The sequence below is a fragment of the Nocardia sp. NPDC059180 genome (assembly GCF_042754945.1).
Taxonomy (GTDB): domain Bacteria; phylum Actinomycetota; class Actinomycetes; order Mycobacteriales; family Mycobacteriaceae; genus Nocardia.
Window position 1 is genome coordinate 271168 of the sequence record NZ_JBHZBU010000007.1, and the last position, 16029, is coordinate 287196.

Sequence of the window (16029 nt, forward strand, 5' to 3'; positions counted from 1 at the left end):
GCGTGGGTCGACCGCGCCGAGCGCGAGTATCCGGCCGTGATGTTTCGGTAGCGAGGGACGGCGCGGCAAGAGGCATCCGGCGAGGCTGGTCGCACTGCTCAGCGGCGGGAAGGGTCCGCCCGGTTTCCCGGTGGCGGTGATGGTTCGGGGCCGATCGGCCGGGCCCGGCGGTGTGTCGGCACGGGCTCGCGTCGGGTTGTGCGTTTCAGCAAGAACTGAAGTCACCGTCACAGCAGAACATGTCGGCACTCGTTCTGCGGGGCTAAAACAGTCGAAGCAGATCACGTTTCGGCCACAATGGCCGTCGGATCAGTCGACGGCATCCGCACCGAAACCGGTCGAATCGGGTCTGCGGGCGCCCACGCGTCGGCGCGGACACCCGCATGACGGTACAGACCTCGGTCAGGCGCCGATCACGGCGTTCATGATGGTTCCCGCACTGGTGGCGACCACACCACCGGCCATGGCACCCGCCACCATCTTCGGTGACTGCAGCCCGCCGCCGCTCCACTTCTCCCAGGCGAATCGGCCACCGCCGTAGGTGATCGCGGTAATGCCCGACAGCAGAACGAACCAGGTGAGATACCGGGTCAGCTGCATGATCTTGTCCGCCAACGGCGGCGCTTCCGGGGTGGGGTTACCGATCTGTGCTACCACGGTTCCGTAGCTGTCGTGCAGCGCAACGAGAATCATGCTCACGATCGTGCTCCTTTTCGGATGCTGAGTGATGCTGGAGACGCTGGCGGCATCAATTGAACAGCACGCCTTCGCGATCCGAGGGAAGACACACGAACGATCGGCGCGTCACGGCGTGGCGCGCGGCGCGTCGCCGTAGACGACGAGCCAGATAGCGCGCCCGAGGGTATCGGCGAGGACGTCGTCGGACGTCCCGGTGTCGACCGAGAAAGCGACTGCGATAGACCGTTCCACCATCGAGGTCAGCACCAGGGCGGTGGCCGTCGGATCGATGTCGGAGCTGATCCGGCCTGCCGCTCGGTCGGTGTCGAGGCGCGCCCGGACCATCGCGGCGAATGTGGCAACGCGGGCGCGCCAATAGGCGCCGACGTCACGGTCGTAGGCCGAGACTTCGGTGAGCGCCAGTAGCAGGTACCGGTGTTTGCGGAAGCCGGCGATCATGCTGCTGATCGCCTGCACAACACCGTCGACACCGTCGGTGTGGTCGGCGGTCCACCACTGTTCGGCGGCGTCGAACAGATCGGTGGTGGCCAGGTCCGCCATCCGGATCAGCAACCGGCTCTTGTCCGGAAAGTACCGATAGAAGGTCGATCTCGCCGATTGCGACGCGGCGGCGATCTTCTGCACGGCCAACTCGGTATAGGGCGTTCCGTCGGCGAGCAGCTCCTCGACGGCCACCAGGACGCGCCGTTCGAATTCGGCGCGACGGTCGTCGGGCGGTTTGCGGGCGCCGCGCGGGACGCGGGTCAGCGACGGCATCCGGTGCCCGTCCGCGCAGCGGCCGGCCTGCGGCCGGTCCGATGTCGGGTCGAGTGCTCCATGCGGCCATTGTGCCTCGAACCGCGAATACCGGGCCGAATCGGCATCGGCCGTTGACATCGGCGCGACCGAGGTTCACGATCAATCGGACATAGTGTCCGAGACGCGATGACCGAGGACGAGAATGGCCGATTCCTCCAGTACGGCGGTCGAATACACCGACGTCATCGTGGTGGGCGCGCGCTGCGCGGGTTCCGCCGTCGCGATAGCGATGTCCGGGGCAGGTCGTCGGGTCGTGGTCCTCGATAGCGCGCATTTCCCGTCCGACACCCTGTCGACTCATCTGCTGTGGCCCGGCGGGCTCGCCGAGTTGCGCACGCTCGGGGTGCTCGATCAGGTCGAACGCCTCGGCGCGCCACGCCTCACCTCTGCCTTCGCCGCCGGCGGCGGGTATCGGGTGCCGTCGGAGTTCACTCCGGCCGACGGGATCGACTACGCGATGTGCGTTCGTCGCACCGGTTTGGACGCGGTTCTGGTCGACGCCGCCCGCACCGTGGGAGCCGATGTCCGCGAACGCTGCCGGGTGATGGAACTGGTGTGGGCGCAAGGCCGGTGCGCCGGTGTGCGTTACCGCGACCGCAACGACAGCGTCGTCGAAGTGCGTGCTCCGCTGGTGGTCGGCGCCGACGGCAGACGCAGCACGGTGGCACGGCTGTGCGGCGCGAGCGAGCCCTTCCTGGTGACGCCGAGCGGGCGCGAATGCTACTACGCCTACTGGCGCGACGGCGCTTCGTCGTGGCGGCACATTGCCGCCCAGTGGCGTGCGGGACGTGATCTCGGCACGGCCTTTCCGTGCGATGACGGACTCCTGCTGTCGCTGGTACAACCGCCCGTCAGCGATGACCCCGCACTCGGCCCCGGCCGCGCCGAACAGCGCTACACCGAAGCGATCGCACGCATTCCGGGCCTCACCGATCGGCTGCGTGACTGCGAGCGGGTCGGCCGGGTGCGTTCGGCGACCGGTATCGCTTCCTACTTCCGGCGCTCCAGCGGGCCTGGTTGGGCATTGGCCGGGGACGCGGGACATTTCAAAGATCCGGTCACGGCTCAGGGAATCCGGGACGCACTGCGATACGGGAGGTTGCTCGCCGAGACCGCCGCCCCGCTACTCGAGCATCCGAAGGCGCTCGACATCGCATTGAACCACTGGGCCGATACCCGATTGCGCGATTGCCTGCCGATCTATCAGTGGACCAACCGCCTCGCGCGGGCAGAAGACATGCACCCCTTGGAAATCGAGCTGTATCGCACCGCCACCCGCGACCGATCACTGGCTGCCGCGGTCACCGGCATCTTCTCGCGCACCACCGAGCCCGGCGCCGTGTTCACCCCGCGCCGCGCGGTCGGCCTGGCCGCCAATGCAGTCCGGCACAGCCCGGCCGCGGCGGGTGCGGTCCTCGCCGATGTCACCCGAGAACTGCGTGACGCGGCCGCTGACTGGCATGAGGCCCGAACCGTATTGCGCTCCACCAGCAGCCGTCCGCTCATCCTCCCGAACTCGCCGACACTCATCGATCACCCCTTCCGCGCTGGAGACGAACATGTCTGAACCGCAATCGAATACGGCCGACTCCTGGACCCGTCGCGATGTGCTGCGCGGCGCCGTCGTCGCGGGAGCGGCCCTGACACTGGGCAGCACCGCCGCAACCTCTGCGGCCGCGCCCGTCCGTCGTTCCCCCGGCGCCCGCGGTAACCGGGCGGTTGCGATTCTCGGTGGCGGGGTGGCCGGTTTGTCGGCCGCGCACGAACTGATCGAACGCGGCTATGCGGTGACCGTGTACGAACCGGCGTATCTCGGCGGTAAGGCACGCAGCCTCGGCGTCCCGGGTACCACGGCCGGCGGCCGTCTGAATCTGCCCGGCGAGCACGGATTCCGGTTCTTCCCCGGCTGCTACCAGAATCTGCCGGATACCATGCGGCGCATCCCTTTTCCCGGCAATCCCGATGGAGTAGCGGGCAATCTCGTCCGTGTCGAAGGGACGGTCGCCGGATTCCGCGGCAGGGCACCGGTGTTCCTGCCGGTCGAGCCCGCCGCACTCGGGCAGCTCACTCCCGAACTGGTGCAGAACACGATCATGACGGGCCTCGGGTTCATCCCCGAGCTGCCGCCCGCCGAGCTGGCGTTCTTCACCAAGCAGATGATGATGTGGTTCACCTCTTCGAACGAACGACGATTCGGGCAGTGGGAGTACCTGACGTGGGAGCAGATCCTGCGCGCGGATGGAAAATCGCAGGCCTACCGCGACTACCTGGTGTCGGCGCTGACCCGCATCACCGTGGCCGCGAAACCGCATATGAGTTCCGCGCGGACCATCGGCACCATCGGTGAGGCGCTGGTCCTGGCTGGCACCGGGTTGATTCCGCAGTATTCGGCAGGGATCGACCGCATTCTCAACCGGCCGACCAACGAGGCGTGGATCGATCCGTGGGTCGCGTATCTGCGCGGGCGCGGTGTGCGATTCGTCATGGATCAGCGGGCGACCGCGCTCGATCTGCGCAATGGCGTCATCGCTGGTGCGACAGTCGTCGATTCCGGTGGTGCCGCGTCGACGGTCGAAGCGGATTGGTACGTCTGCGCGATGCCGGTGGAGCGGACGGTGCCACTGCTGAGCCCGGCGATCCTGGCCGCTGATCCACGGCTGGGTGGGATGGCCGAGCTGGTCACCGACTGGATGGTCGGCATCCAGTACTACCTGACCCGGCCCTCCGACATCCCCGAGGGACACATCGCCGCGCTCGGTTCGCCGTGGGCCATCACCGCGTTGCGGCAGGCGCCGATGTGGGTCGGCGATTTCGCCCAACGCTACGGCGACGGCCGCGCGGTCGAATGCCTGTCGGTCGATGTCTCCGATTGGGACACCCCCGGTGTCCTGTACGGCAAGACCGCCAAGCAGTGCTCGAAGGACGAGATCGCCGCCGAAGTGTGGGCCCAGCTCGAGCAATGGCTCAATACCGGCACCGGCTGGCTGCGCGCCGACGACATCCACTCCTGGCACCTGGACCCAGGTATCAGCTGGTCCGGCGGCAGCACCTACAACGAGACCCCGCTGCTGGTGAACACCGTCGGCTCCTATGCCAACCGTCCCGACGCCCACTGCGCCATCCCCAACCTCTTCTTCGGTGGCGACCACGTCCGCACCCATATCGACCTCGCCACCATGGAAGGCGCCAACGAAGCCGGTCGTTCGGCGGCCAACGCCATCCTCGATGCTGCCGGCGATCCTTCGCCTCGCGCGACGATCCATCCGCTGGTCAGCCTGCCGATCTTCGAGGCGGCCAAGCAGCTCGACGCTGATCGTTTCAGGGCCGGATTGCCACACGTGCTCGATATCTAGGCGATGTCGATCAGCGCAACCCGCCCCGCGATGATGTGATGGCTGACACACTCATCGCATGAGTGATCACGTCTATCGCGTTATCGAGGTGGTCGGTTCCTCTCCGGACGGCGTCGACCCCGCCATAGCCAATGCGGTCGCACGAGCGGGCGAGACCGTGCGCAATCTCGAATGGTTCGAGATGGTGAATGTGCGCGGCCACATCGTCGACGGCGCCATCGCGCACACCCAGGTCACGGTCAAGATCGGGTTCCGGATCGATCCGGCGGGCTGAGCCCCGTGGCGTGCCTGCCCGTCGTAGCGAGACGAGGGCCACGCTAACGGTGATCGTGGATCAGCCGATAGGGCTGAGGAGCATTCGGGGATGCCTGACGTCTACCACCCACCGCGCACCACCTGACCCAGGAGGATCATTTGGCACGCCGTCGCCTCACCACCGCCACCGCCCTCGCCGCCACCGGCCTGGCTCTCACCACCGCCTTCGCCACCACCGCGAGCGCCCGCCCCATCGGCCCGTTCGACGTCGGCGGCGCCATCGAGGTCAAATACGACCAGGCCGGCGGCTTCAATACCTTCGGCAACCCCATCACCCCCGAACTCGACGCCAACGGCGGCCGCTTCCAAGCCTTCGAGCGCAATAACTCCATCTACTGGTCCCTCGGCACCTCCGCCCACCAGATCGGCGGCGCCATCCGCGACAAATGGGGAGCCGCGGGCTGGGAAAACAGCCCCCTCGGCTTCCCCATCACCGACGAAGCCATCTCCAAGAACAACGGCCGCAACAACCGTTTCAACGGCGGCGACATCTACTGGTCGTCCACCACCGGCGCCCACATCATCTGGGGATCCATCCGCGACACCTGGCTCGCCGCGGGCGCCGAGAACGGCCGCTACGGCTACCCCACCGGCGACGAGTACGACCACGAAGGCGGCAAGGCCCAAGACTTCCAGGGCGGGCGCATCACCTGGCAGCCGTGACCCGTGGCGGGCCGGCCGAGCCCGGCCCGCCACCACCCGAGGTCGGCGGCCGAACGACACCTGCCGCGTGACCTCGCGTGTGTTCCGCACCCAACCGAGACGGAAGAGGCACCAATGCAACTGGGCAGAAGAACCACCCGATCCCTCATCGCAGCCGCCGCCGTCGCGGTCCCCCTGCTCGCCGTCGCGCCCGTCGCGATCGCAGACAGCAATCCACTCAACGACGCAATAACACTGTCGAGCAACGGTTTCTGCGTCGGCCACATCGACTTCGAACTGATCTACGGCCCCAACACCCCCTACTTCGGCCTGATCAGCGCCCTGCACGGCATCGCCCCCTGCTCGGTCGAAGTCGCAGTGAACTGGCACAACCTCGACACCGGCGCCACCGGAACCGTCCGACAGCAGATCTACGGAACCGGCGGCACCCAAATCCAGTTCGACCCGGGCCCCGGCCACATCACCGGCACCCTCACCACCAACGCCCCACACAAACCGGGCTCCTTCGACTTCCAGCGAACCGCGCCGTAGCGCCGACGGACGCGCAGCCCACCCACAGGACGTGAAGCGGTCAACGGGTGCGGGTGTCGGCTGCGACGATTCGGGCGGCGTCCGGGGCGTTGTCGGGGTCTGCGAGCCACTGGCTCGCCACGCCGACGAGTAGTGCGAAGTAGTGGGAGCCGACGGCCTCGACTGTTTCCGGGTCGGCGGTATCGGGGTCGAGTCCGCCGAAGGCGTGGGCGAGGCTGCGGCGGGCAGTGCGCTGGCCGCTGGCGATCATCGCCTGGATCTCTTCGTCGTCGCGGGCCGCCGACACGGACTCGAAATTCACGTACCAGAGCGCGCGGTTGTTGCGGATCGAGGTGACGATCCGGTCCCACCGCGCCTCGTTGCCCGCCGGGCCGGGCGGGTCGTCACCGCCGATGGCGGCGAAGAGAATGTCGCCCCATTCGCGGTTGAGGTCGTGCAGCGTGTCGGTGAGCAGGCGTTCCTTGGATCCGAAGTGGTAGTTGATCGACGCCTGGTTGGCCCCGGAAGCCTTGACCAGCTCGCGCACGGTCGTGTTGGCGTACCCCAGCGAGAGTAGGCAGTCGCGCGCTGCCTGGAGGAGCTTGTCTCGGTTGCCCATGCGTCTATAGTATTGGATAAACGTTCGTTTATGACGAATGTTTACAACGATTGTTTACGCCTGGAAGGGACGCCATGCACACCACAACTTCGACACCGCCGGTACTGCGGCTGCGCGGACTGCGCTGCGAGTACCCAGGGGAAAGCGGATCCGTCTATGCCCTGCGAGGCGTCGACCTCGATATCGCCCCGGGTTCGTTCACAGCGATCATGGGCCCGTCGGGCTCCGGAAAAACGACCCTGCTGCACTGTGCCGCCGGGCTCCAGGTGCCGACCTCGGGCCGTATCGCCTTCGACGGGCAGCCGCTGGACGCACTGGACCAAACCCAGCTGGCGAAGCTGCGCCGCCGCCGGATCGGGTTCGTTTTCCAGTCCTTCAACCTGCTGCCGGCACTCTCCACCATCGACAATGTCGAACTGCCGATCCGCCTGGACGGACATCGACCCGACCGCAACCGGACCCGAATGCTCCTCGCCCGGGTAGGCCTCGATGAGCGAGCCGGACACCGCCCCGACCAGCTCTCCGGCGGCCAGCGACAGCGCGTCGCGATCGCACGGGCGCTGATCACGAACCCCGACGTGGTCTTCGCCGACGAGCCCACCGGAGCGCTCGACATCCGCAGTGCGCGTGAGGTTCTCACGCTCATGCGGGGTCTGGCCGACCAGGGGCAGACGATCATCATGGTCACCCACGACCCGGTCGCCGCCTCATACTCGGACGAGGTTCTCTTCCTCGCCGACGGCCGCCTGGTCGACCGCGTCGCGCGGCCCACCGCCCGGGAGGTCGCCAACCGTATGGCCGTGCTTGTCGAATCCGCCGAGCGGGCCTCGAATGTGAGGTCGCGATGATCCGCCTCGCACTGCGTTCGTTCGCGCACCACCGAGCCGCCGCGGTCACCACCGGTCTCGTGGCCATGGTCGGGACAGCGCTGGTCACCGCCATGGCCGGGTTGCTGGGCACGGGTCTCTCGTCGGATACCGCCGTCGGCGACCGCGACTTTCTCGTGCAGTTTCCCCTGATCCTGGGTGGCTGGGTGCTGGCGATCGTCGTGTTCGCCATGGTCTCCACGATCGGCGTGGCGCTTCAGGGCCGGGCAGGCGAGATCGCGGGTATCCGCCTCGTCGGCGCGACCCCGTCACAGGTGCGCCGGATGGTGGTCGCCGAGACCGCTGCGGTGGCTGCCGTCGCCGCCGTCCCAGGCCTCGGCGGCGGCCAGCTGCTCGGCGCCGGCCTGCTCGCAGGTATCCGCGGCACCGGCCTCATCGACGACGCGACCGGCTATTTCCCCGGCGCGGCGCTTCCACTGATCGGGGCGGCGCTGATGCTCGGCGCCAGTATCGCCGCCGCATGGATCGGCAGTCGCGCCATCGCCTCCCGCAGCCCGGTCGACGACCCGAGCCCAACGCGAGTGCACGGCCGCACAGCACGTGCCCGCCCGATCGCAGCGATCTCACTGCTGGTCGCAGGGCTCGCTTCCTCGTTCCCCGTAATCGCCATCGATCCAGACGATATCTTGACCACCGCGCTCACCGGCCCCGGATGCGTGCTCGTCGCGGTCGGGCTGAGCCTCCTGGCGCCGGAACTGATCACCGTGGCCGAGTTCGTCTTCGGGAAGATCCCCGCCCTGCGCGCGGGCCCGGCCGGGCATCTGACGGCACTCAACCTTGCCGCTGCCCCGGAGCGAGTGCGCCCTGCGGTCACCTTTCTGACCCTGTTCATCGGCGTCGCCGCGGGCACGCTCTCCATGCAGGGCATCGAGAACCAGTACGGCGCCGAGGGCGGCGACGGACAACTACTGGCGGCTATCAATTATCTCGTGGTGGTCCTCATCGCCGCGTTCATGGCAATCGCGCTGTCCAACAACCTCGTCGCCTCCATCGCCCGCCGCCGCACCGAGTTCGCCTCCATGCACCTCATCGGAGCCACAGCCACACAGTCGCGACGCATGCTCATCGGCGAAGCCACCGCAGCCGTCACCGTCAGCGCCGTCGCAGGCGGCCTCGGCGCATTCGCAAGCACCGCGCCCTTCGCGATCACCAAAACCGGCAACCCACTCGCCGCCCTGGCCCCGCTCCCCTACCTCCTCTCCGTCATGGCCGGCGCGATCATCACCCTCAGCGTGACCGCACTAGCCGGCCGCCGCGTAATCAACACAGCCACAGCATGATCGGGGTTTCTGACATAACCCGAGGGATGCCTCTGGTGCGCGATCCCTCGACAGCAGGCGCTGGCCCGCCGACCGGACCTTGGGCTCGCGATGGTCGGGTTATCGGTCGAGTTGGGCTTGGAAGATGGCCCGGTTGAAGTAGGCGCGAGCTTCCCGGATGAGGCCGTTGTCGTCGAGGTCGTAGACATTGATGCCGGACCAGTTCACCGGAATGCCCGTGCCGGTGACAGCCGCGCCGGTCCAGGACACTGCGACCGAGTTTCCGACGGTGTACGCATCGCGGGGGGTGAGGCCCAAGAAGGGATTGAAGTTCGGTAGGACCGAGGCGATGAACTCGCGGATGGCGGGACGGCCGACGATCGGCGGTTCACCGACCGGATCGTGGAAGATGCCGTCCGTGGCGAACGTATCGGCCCAGGCGTCGGCATCGCCGGACTGCGAGGCGGTGAAGAACTGCATCACGGCAGCGGGCATCGCGGGCATGGTCATCGGTGATCTCCTTGAAGTGGTTGTGTGAACAGAGGGCTCAGGGAAGTCATTGGGGCTCAGGGGGATACCGTGGTGCCGTTCCTGCGGTTCCTGCAGTCGTGGCGGCGGGCGAAGGGCAGCACCGCCAGTCCGGCGATGGCGAGCGCAGCCTGCAGGGCGCAGACACCGGGCCAGCCGAAGGCCGCGTAGCTGACTCCCGCCACGGCGGCGCAGATCGCGCCGCTGAGGAAGACTGCGACCATGTAGACGGTGTTGGCGCGGCTGCGCGCCTCAGGCAGGTAGACGAAAATGCGGGCCTGGTTGGCGATCTGACTCCACTGCACTGCGATATTGACCGAGACGATCGCCACGATCATGAAGGCCAGCGCGGTGCGACCGAGTGCGTACGCCGCGGCAGAGAGCAGCGTCAGCGCCAGCGCCGCGGTGATGATCGGCAAAGCGCCGCGCCGGTCGATGAACCGCCCGGCCCACGGCGCGGCGACCGCGCCTGCCAGCCCTAGTGCCCCGAATAGTCCCGCGGTGGCGGTGCTGAAGTGATAGGGCTCGTGGGTGAGGACCAACACCAGCGAGGTCCAGGTGGCGTTGTAGGCGCCGAACAGGCTCGCGTGCAGTAGGCACGAGTGGCGCAGAGCCGGTTCGGCCCGCATCAGTCGTGGCAGGGAGGCGAGCAGGCGGCCGTAGCCGATCGTGGCCGCGCGGGCGGGCTCACGCGGAACCAGGGCAACTGTCAGCAGCCCGGACGCGCCGGTCAGCACAGCGGCCAGCACGTAGACCGCCCGCCAACCGAACGCCTCGCCTACCGCGCCGCCGATTACGCGAGAACCGACGATGCCGGTCATCAGCCCGATCTGGACCCAGGCGACGACCGAGGCTTGCCGCTGCGGCGAGGCCAGCTCCGCGGCCAGCGGCACCAACACCTGCGGGACGACAGTGAATCCGCCCACCAGCGCCGCAGCTGCCGCCAGCAGTGACAGGCCAGGCGCGGCCGCAGCGAGCAGCAGCGCGATCACGGTCGCGGCCAGCATGACGATCAGCAACGGCCGCCGGCGGCGGACATCGCCCAACGGCACCAGAAACAAGATCCCCGCTGCGTACCCGAACTGCGCGCATGTCACCACCACACCGGTCGCCGACGGCGCGACACCCAAACCTCGGGCGAACAACGTCAATAGCGGTTGCGCCAGATACACGTTTGCCACGGTCACTCCGCTGCAGATCGCCATCACCGCGAACAACAACGGGCGCACGGACAAACCGGCAACAGCGGAGGGTGGGGCGGGTTGCTGATCTTCGGTAGTGGTCATCACCATTTCTCCATAAGCGATCGAACTAGTTAGTTCGAATGCTAGGAGCCTGTGCTCGACGCTGTCAAACGAACTGGTTCGTTACACTCGAGGCCATGGCGTACGACTCAGCGGCAACCAAGGAACGGATCCTCACCGCGGCGGCGGAGGAATTCGCCGCGCATGGTGTTGCCGGAGCCCGTGTGGATCGCATCTCGGCCGCGGCCAAAGCCAACAAGCGAGCCATCTACGACTACTTCGGTGACAAGAAGGCGCTGTTCGCGGCTGTGCTGGAACGGCTGATGACCGACTTGGCCGCAGCAGTGCCACCCGGCGACGATACCGACCTGGGCGCCTACGCCGCAGCCCTGTTCGACTACCACCACGCCCATCCCGAAGCCCTGCGGCTACTGCTGTGGGAGGCGCTCGAAATGGGCGACGATCCGGTTCCGGACGAGCAGGCACGTACCCAGCACTACCTCGACAAAATCAACGCCGCCGAAGCTGCAACAGGAGCACGCGACGACGATCCGCGTGCCCTCATGTTCTTCACCCTTGGACTCGTCGGATGGAGCCTCGCAATGCCGCAGCTGCGCCGCATGATTCTCGGTCCCGACTACACGCCGGATCGGCTCCGCGGAGCCGTCTCCTCCGCCGTTCGCGCACTGGCCGGCAGGTCCGCCTCCGACAAGTAGGCCTGGCGTGGCGAGATCCGGACTTCAAGGCCGGGCCCAACTCCCGTCAGCCGTGATCGGGCCGGCCCCACCCCGATCACGGCCGCCTTGCACCCCATCGAATTCGCCGACCAGCGGAAACTGTCCCCACGGATGAGCTACGAGAGTTAGAGTCAGCAGAGGAATCGGGTCGGGACTCAGAGAACGGGGCCTTCTCGATGCGTGCGAAACCGCCCGGCCGATTCATCATTTCTCGAATCGTCGTCGCAATCATCTGGGCCGCTGCGCTCATCACGGCAACTGCATGGCCCGCAACGGCCGTTCCGGGCATCGACACCGGTTCTGCCGCTCCGACGACGGGCCCGCTCGTCAATTTGAACGACTACTGCGACGACCACGGCGCAGTCGGCCACCTCGCAGACGGAAGAACCGTCTACTGCACCCAAGTAGCTCGCACCGACGCTTTCGTTTGGTCGCTCTCACGAGGCCCGATACCCAAAGACCCGAATACGCGCGGCTACACGTGCGACGACAACGGTTGCCACTTCCCCGATGGATCTGACGTACCAGGTTATCGACGCTGCGGCCTGCTCTGCGGTGAACCGCCCACCTCGGGCGACGTCCAGAGCGGTCTCGACGACTGCGTCCGGTCTGGTGTGCCGTTCGACGAATGCGAAGCCCGGTTGCCGCGCGGGTAGTTCGGTCGTCGGTCGGTGCGAAGTAAGGAGCTGAGCGTGGATCAACCAGCAGCACAGAGCGAGGTGCCCGGCCAGTTCGAGGGACTGAAGGCGTTGTTCATCAACGCAACACTCAAACTGTCGCCTGAAGTCAGCAATACCGGTGGGCTGATCGACCGTTCGGCAGGCATCATGCGGCAGCACGGCGTAGACGTCGGCGTGGTTCGCGCCGTCGATCACGACATCGCCACCGGTGTGTGGCCGGATATGACCGAGCACGGCTGGGCGCATGATGCGTGGCCGGAGCTGTTCGACAAGGTCTTGTCGGCGCACATCCTGGTGCTGTGCGGCCCGATCTGGCTCGGCGACAACAGTTCGGTGATGAAACGGGTGATCGAACGCCTGTACGGCTGTTCGAGCCTGCTCAACGACGCCGGGCAGTACGCCTACTACGGCCGCGTCGGCGGATGCCTGATCACGGGAAACGAAGACGGCATCAAGCACTGTGCGATGAACCTGCTCTACAGCATGCAGCACCTCGGCTACACCATCCCGCCGCAAGCCGACGCAGGCTGGATCGGCGAGGCGGGCCCGGGCCCCTCCTACCTGGATCCCGACTCGGGTGGACCGGCCAACGACTTCACCAACCGCAACCTGACCTTCATGACCTACAACCTGCTGCACCTGGCCGCGATGCTTCGGGACGCCGGAGGCATCCCGGCCGAGGGCAACCGGCGCAGCGAATGGGACGCAGGCTGCCGACCCGAGTTCGCCAATCCCGAACACCGATAACATTCGACACGGCACACCCAGATCGTCATTGCCTGACCGCACCGAGAGTGCTCGACCAATCGGTTGTGGCCATGGAAGCCGGGTGCGAGATCAGCGCGCGATCAGTGCCGCCTCGCCCTGCTGCGCCCCGACCTGCGGGTAGGTCGGGTATTCGATGCCCGAGATGTACTGGACTGTCCGTACCACCTGGCAGGAGTAGCCGAATTCGTTGTCGTACCAGACGTAGAGGATCGCGGTGTCGCCCTCGACGATTGTGGCGTTGGCGTCGATGATCGAGGCCGCGCGGGAGCCGATGAAATCGCTGGAAACCGCGTCCGTGGCGGCGGTGTAGTCGAGGTTTCGGCTCAACGGTCCAGCGAGGGAAACCCGGCGCAAATACTCGAGCACGTCGGCCTTCGTCGTCTCCTGCTGAAGGTGCAGGTTGAGGATCGCCATCGAGACGTCGGGGGTGGGGACGCGGATCGAGTTGCCCGTGATCTTGGCTTTGAAGTCCGGCATCGCCTTCGCGACCGCCGACGCGGCACCGGTTTCGGTGAGCACGAGGTTGAACGGCGCGGAACGGCCGCGGCGGTCGGCGGAGTGGTAGTTGTCCAGCAGGTTCTGGTCGTTTGTGAACGAGTGCACCGTCTCCACGTGGCCGCGGAGGATGCCGAATTCGTCATCCATGGCCTTGAGCGGCGGCACGATCGCATTGGTCGTGCACGAGGCGCAGGAGAAGATCTGCTGAGACAGGTCGAGGGTCCGGTGGTTGACGCCGTGCACCACATTCGGAACGTCGCCCTTACCGGGTGCGGTGAGCACGACCTTCGCGATGCCGGGGCGCAGGTGCTGCGACAGGCCGTCGCGATCACGCCATTTGCCGGTGTTGTCGATCAGGATCGCATCCGTGATGCCGTACTCGGTGTAGTCGACCGTCGTCGGATCATCGCTGTAGATGAACTTGATCACGTTGCCGTTGGCGATGATCGTGTCGTTGTCGGTATCGACCTTGATCGTGCCGTTGAACTGGCCGTGAACCGAATCCCGGCGCAGCAACGACGCACGCTTGATCAGGTCGTCGGCGCCGCCCCTGCGGACCACCACGGCACGCAGGTTCAGCCCGTTACCGGAACCGACCTTCTCGATGAGCAGACGGGTGACCAGACGACCGATGCGGCCGAAGCCATAGAGGACCACATCCCGCGGCCCCTGAGCCTGGGCCTTGTTGTCGTTGATCACATCGGCAAGGACGGCGGCGGTGAACTCGCGAATCGACAGTCCACGATCGTCGGCGCGATAGGCCATGATCAGCTGGCCGAGGTCGATTTTGCATGGCCCCAGGTCCAGCTCGGTGAGCACTTCCAGGATCGGGAGGGTCTCGTGCACCGACAGCTCTTCGCCCTCGATCTGACGCGCGAAACGATGCGTGCGCAGGATGCTGATCACCGACTTGTTCACCAGCGACCGGCTGTGCAGCAGGATCGTCACACCCTTGTCCCGATACAACCTGCCGATGGTGGGGATCATCGCCTCCGCGGCGGCTTCCTGGGCGTTCCAGCGGTCAAGTTGTTCGGTAGTCAACGCGGGTCCTCGGCCTTCCCTCGATGTATTCGCGGTATCGATGCTAATGAGGGCCGCGATATCACCGACGCCGGATACCCCCTCGTGAGGTTGCCAGGTGACGGCGCTCACCAGCGGCGAACTACGCCGAGACATCGGATCCGACAGCGTCGGCCTACGCGCTCTTGCCATCCGAGCGCGGATCATCCTGATCCGCGTCGGCACACCCGACTGTCAACTGACGTCGGACGCGGCGGTGGTGAACGCCACTTGCGGGAAACGGTTCTGCATTTCTTCCGCGACCCAGGAAAGTCGTGGCGCGAGATGGCTTCGCCGCTCCGGATCGGCGTGGTCGGCGACCCGCTCGAGGACGTCGCGCACGTGTCGCAGGACCATCGGCGAGGACGAGGCAAAGACGATGTCGTCTACCGCGACACGGAGGAAGGTGTCCCAATCTGGCAGTGGGACAAGCACTCTTGGGTCACCATCCGGATCGGCGAGCCACAGCGGCATCAGTGGCGCCGCCGCTACCTGCATGAGCAGGTCCCCGATTTCGTCGAGTGCTTGAACCGCGGTCGCGGGGTCGTTGACCGCTGGGGACAATGCCCGTAACGCGATGTCGGCGAGCAACCGGAAAGCCAGCAGCGGGTCCTGGTCGAAACCGCGTTCATTGCCGACGACCAACGCGGTCAGCACCGTGTCCGCGGTCAGCACGGCACCGTACACATCGGCTACCGGCATGCCGCGGCGCAGGGTCGCGCCGGGAGCGGCGCGCAAGACGAGGACCGCGTCCGCGGCATGGGCGAGGTCGAGCAGCTGGTCTGTGTCCAGCCGTTGCAGCACAGTCGGCGGATCCGGCCAGCTGATCGTGTTCCGATGCGGCGGCACCGGTCGCGCCGGCGGCGCGCGATCACTTCTGACCTCGAGCTCGCCGAGTACGGCACGTCCCCGGGCGGCGATCGATTTCAGCGCGGGAACGAGCTGGATGGCGGCGAACGCCCGCAGCTGCAGAGTTCGCAGGATCCACAGCATGATCAGCATCAGCGACATCGCGGTGACGGGAACGGCCACGGAGACGTCGTGGTCGTTGCCGATGGCCAGCGCGGCGGTGACGCAGAACGAGACAAGGCCGATCGCGAAGGCGAAGGTCCGCCACACGATCGGGGCGTCCCGGAACAGTGTCAGGCGTGGGGTGAATGTCGTCGCGACCCATTGCAGGACCAGGAACAGCAGCGAGAAGATCAGCGCGACCGCCCCGAGCAGGCCGAGCCCAGCGGTGAACAGCAGATCGACAACCTGCGGGGCAGGAGCGCGCGGCCCGCCGGGAATGCGCGGCATCGCGATTCCCAGCCCCACCCCGGCGGCTGCGCACAGCAGCTGGGCGTTCGCGGCGCGGAGGCTGCGGCGAGGGTACGGGCCGCTCCGACTTCGCGCCGACCGACGGCTCACTG

General features: G+C 66.8%; 16 protein-coding genes. 9 read left to right on the forward strand and 7 right to left on the reverse strand.

What is annotated here, in order from left to right; all coding sequences use genetic code 11:
- Positions 1 to 402 precede the first annotated feature (402 nt).
- Entirely contained in the window at positions 403 to 693 is a 291-nt protein-coding gene (locus ACFXNW_RS22265; protein ID WP_175583219.1) for a hypothetical protein, read from the reverse strand.
- Positions 694 to 804: 111 nt separating this feature from the next.
- Complete coding sequence (locus ACFXNW_RS22270) at positions 805 to 1575, reverse strand: TetR/AcrR family transcriptional regulator (RefSeq protein WP_379419650.1); 771 nt, start codon at positions 1573 to 1575, stop codon at positions 805 to 807.
- A gap of 64 nt (positions 1576 to 1639) precedes the next feature.
- Here ACFXNW_RS22270 and ACFXNW_RS22275 point away from each other — a divergent pair, with 64 nt between their 5' ends.
- The 5 genes from ACFXNW_RS22275 (at position 1640) to ACFXNW_RS22295 (ending at position 6359) form a co-directional block, all read left to right on the forward strand.
- A complete protein-coding gene (locus ACFXNW_RS22275; protein WP_379419651.1) occupies positions 1640 to 3064 on the forward strand; it encodes an NAD(P)/FAD-dependent oxidoreductase in 1425 nt (474 codons plus the stop codon).
- Positions 3057 to 4850 (forward strand): FAD-dependent oxidoreductase, encoded by a 1794-nt coding sequence (locus ACFXNW_RS22280; protein WP_379419652.1) that lies wholly within the window; start codon positions 3057 to 3059, stop codon positions 4848 to 4850. The genes ACFXNW_RS22275 and ACFXNW_RS22280 overlap by 8 nt, the downstream gene beginning before the upstream one ends.
- 58 nt (positions 4851 to 4908) lie before the next feature.
- Positions 4909 to 5124, forward strand: coding sequence for a dodecin (locus ACFXNW_RS22285; RefSeq protein ID WP_379419653.1), 216 nt, complete (start codon positions 4909 to 4911; stop codon positions 5122 to 5124).
- Between the two features lie 140 nt (positions 5125 to 5264).
- On the forward strand, positions 5265 to 5828 hold the full coding sequence (locus ACFXNW_RS22290; protein WP_379419654.1) for an LGFP repeat-containing protein: 564 nt from the start codon (positions 5265 to 5267) through the stop codon (positions 5826 to 5828).
- Positions 5829 to 5942: 114 nt separating this feature from the next.
- Positions 5943 to 6359 (forward strand): hypothetical protein, encoded by a 417-nt coding sequence (locus tag ACFXNW_RS22295; protein ID WP_379419655.1) that lies wholly within the window; start codon positions 5943 to 5945, stop codon positions 6357 to 6359.
- Positions 6360 to 6399: 40 nt separating this feature from the next.
- Here ACFXNW_RS22295 and ACFXNW_RS22300 read toward each other — a convergent pair whose 3' ends face one another.
- A complete protein-coding gene (locus ACFXNW_RS22300) occupies positions 6400 to 6957 on the reverse strand; it encodes a TetR/AcrR family transcriptional regulator (RefSeq protein WP_379419656.1) in 558 nt (185 codons plus the stop codon).
- Between the two features lie 74 nt (positions 6958 to 7031).
- Here ACFXNW_RS22300 and ACFXNW_RS22305 point away from each other — a divergent pair, with 74 nt between their 5' ends.
- Together ACFXNW_RS22305 and ACFXNW_RS22310 are read left to right on the forward strand one after the other, a co-directional pair.
- Positions 7032 to 7805: an ABC transporter ATP-binding protein gene (locus ACFXNW_RS22305; RefSeq protein WP_379419657.1), complete on the forward strand. Its 774-nt coding sequence runs from the start codon at positions 7032 to 7034 to the stop codon at positions 7803 to 7805.
- Positions 7802 to 9124, forward strand: a complete 1323-nt coding sequence (locus ACFXNW_RS22310; protein WP_379419658.1) for an FtsX-like permease family protein — start codon at positions 7802 to 7804, stop codon at positions 9122 to 9124. The genes ACFXNW_RS22305 and ACFXNW_RS22310 overlap by 4 nt, the downstream gene beginning before the upstream one ends.
- A 99-nt stretch (positions 9125 to 9223) precedes the next feature.
- On the opposite strand, the gene ACFXNW_RS22315 is transcribed toward ACFXNW_RS22310, so the two are convergent.
- Both ACFXNW_RS22315 and ACFXNW_RS22320 read right to left on the reverse strand, forming a co-directional pair.
- Positions 9224 to 9613 (reverse strand): nuclear transport factor 2 family protein, encoded by a 390-nt coding sequence (locus tag ACFXNW_RS22315; protein ID WP_379419659.1) that lies wholly within the window; start codon positions 9611 to 9613, stop codon positions 9224 to 9226.
- A 56-nt stretch (positions 9614 to 9669) separates the two neighbouring features.
- The gene (locus ACFXNW_RS22320; RefSeq protein ID WP_379419660.1) at positions 9670 to 10917 is read right to left on the reverse strand and encodes an MFS transporter; all 1248 of its coding nucleotides are present in this window, start codon (positions 10915 to 10917) and stop codon (positions 9670 to 9672) included.
- A gap of 95 nt (positions 10918 to 11012) precedes the next feature.
- Between ACFXNW_RS22320 and ACFXNW_RS22325 the strand changes: the two genes are divergently transcribed.
- Positions 11013 to 11591: a TetR/AcrR family transcriptional regulator gene (locus ACFXNW_RS22325; RefSeq protein ID WP_379419661.1), complete on the forward strand. Its 579-nt coding sequence runs from the start codon at positions 11013 to 11015 to the stop codon at positions 11589 to 11591.
- Between the two features lie 713 nt (positions 11592 to 12304).
- Complete coding sequence (locus ACFXNW_RS22330) at positions 12305 to 13039, forward strand: flavodoxin family protein (protein ID WP_379419662.1); 735 nt, start codon at positions 12305 to 12307, stop codon at positions 13037 to 13039.
- Between the two features lie 90 nt (positions 13040 to 13129).
- On the opposite strand, the gene ACFXNW_RS22335 is transcribed toward ACFXNW_RS22330, so the two are convergent.
- Together ACFXNW_RS22335 and ACFXNW_RS22340 are read right to left on the reverse strand one after the other, a co-directional pair.
- Complete coding sequence (locus ACFXNW_RS22335) at positions 13130 to 14599, reverse strand: glyceraldehyde-3-phosphate dehydrogenase (RefSeq protein ID WP_379419663.1); 1470 nt, start codon at positions 14597 to 14599, stop codon at positions 13130 to 13132.
- Between the two features lie 213 nt (positions 14600 to 14812).
- Positions 14813 to 16027 carry a DUF2254 family protein gene (locus tag ACFXNW_RS22340; protein WP_379419665.1) on the reverse strand — a complete coding sequence of 405 codons (1215 nt, stop codon included), beginning with the start codon at positions 16025 to 16027 and terminating at the stop codon, positions 14813 to 14815.
- Positions 16028 to 16029 lie beyond the last annotated feature (2 nt).

What these genes read in the sequence shown, in the direction of transcription:
- ACFXNW_RS22265 (WP_175583219.1), bottom strand. Translation starts at nt 693, where the DNA reads ATGATTCTCGTTGCGCTGCACGACAGCTACGGAACCGTGGTAGCACAG.
- ACFXNW_RS22270 (WP_379419650.1), bottom strand. Translation starts at nt 1,575, where the DNA reads ATGTCAACGGCCGATGCCGATTCGGCCCGGTATTCGCGGTTCGAGGCA.
- ACFXNW_RS22275 (WP_379419651.1), top strand. Translation starts at nt 1,640, where the DNA reads ATGGCCGATTCCTCCAGTACGGCGGTCGAATACACCGACGTCATCGTG.
- ACFXNW_RS22280 (WP_379419652.1), top strand. Translation starts at nt 3,057, where the DNA reads ATGTCTGAACCGCAATCGAATACGGCCGACTCCTGGACCCGTCGCGAT.
- ACFXNW_RS22285 (WP_379419653.1), top strand. Translation starts at nt 4,909, where the DNA reads ATGAGTGATCACGTCTATCGCGTTATCGAGGTGGTCGGTTCCTCTCCG.
- ACFXNW_RS22295 (WP_379419655.1), top strand. Translation starts at nt 5,943, where the DNA reads ATGCAACTGGGCAGAAGAACCACCCGATCCCTCATCGCAGCCGCCGCC.
- ACFXNW_RS22300 (WP_379419656.1), bottom strand. Translation starts at nt 6,957, where the DNA reads ATGGGCAACCGAGACAAGCTCCTCCAGGCAGCGCGCGACTGCCTACTC.
- ACFXNW_RS22305 (WP_379419657.1), top strand. Translation starts at nt 7,032, where the DNA reads ATGCACACCACAACTTCGACACCGCCGGTACTGCGGCTGCGCGGACTG.
- ACFXNW_RS22310 (WP_379419658.1), top strand. Translation starts at nt 7,802, where the DNA reads ATGATCCGCCTCGCACTGCGTTCGTTCGCGCACCACCGAGCCGCCGCG.
- ACFXNW_RS22315 (WP_379419659.1), bottom strand. Translation starts at nt 9,613, where the DNA reads ATGACCATGCCCGCGATGCCCGCTGCCGTGATGCAGTTCTTCACCGCC.
- ACFXNW_RS22320 (WP_379419660.1), bottom strand. Translation starts at nt 10,917, where the DNA reads ATGACCACTACCGAAGATCAGCAACCCGCCCCACCCTCCGCTGTTGCC.
- ACFXNW_RS22325 (WP_379419661.1), top strand. Translation starts at nt 11,013, where the DNA reads ATGGCGTACGACTCAGCGGCAACCAAGGAACGGATCCTCACCGCGGCG.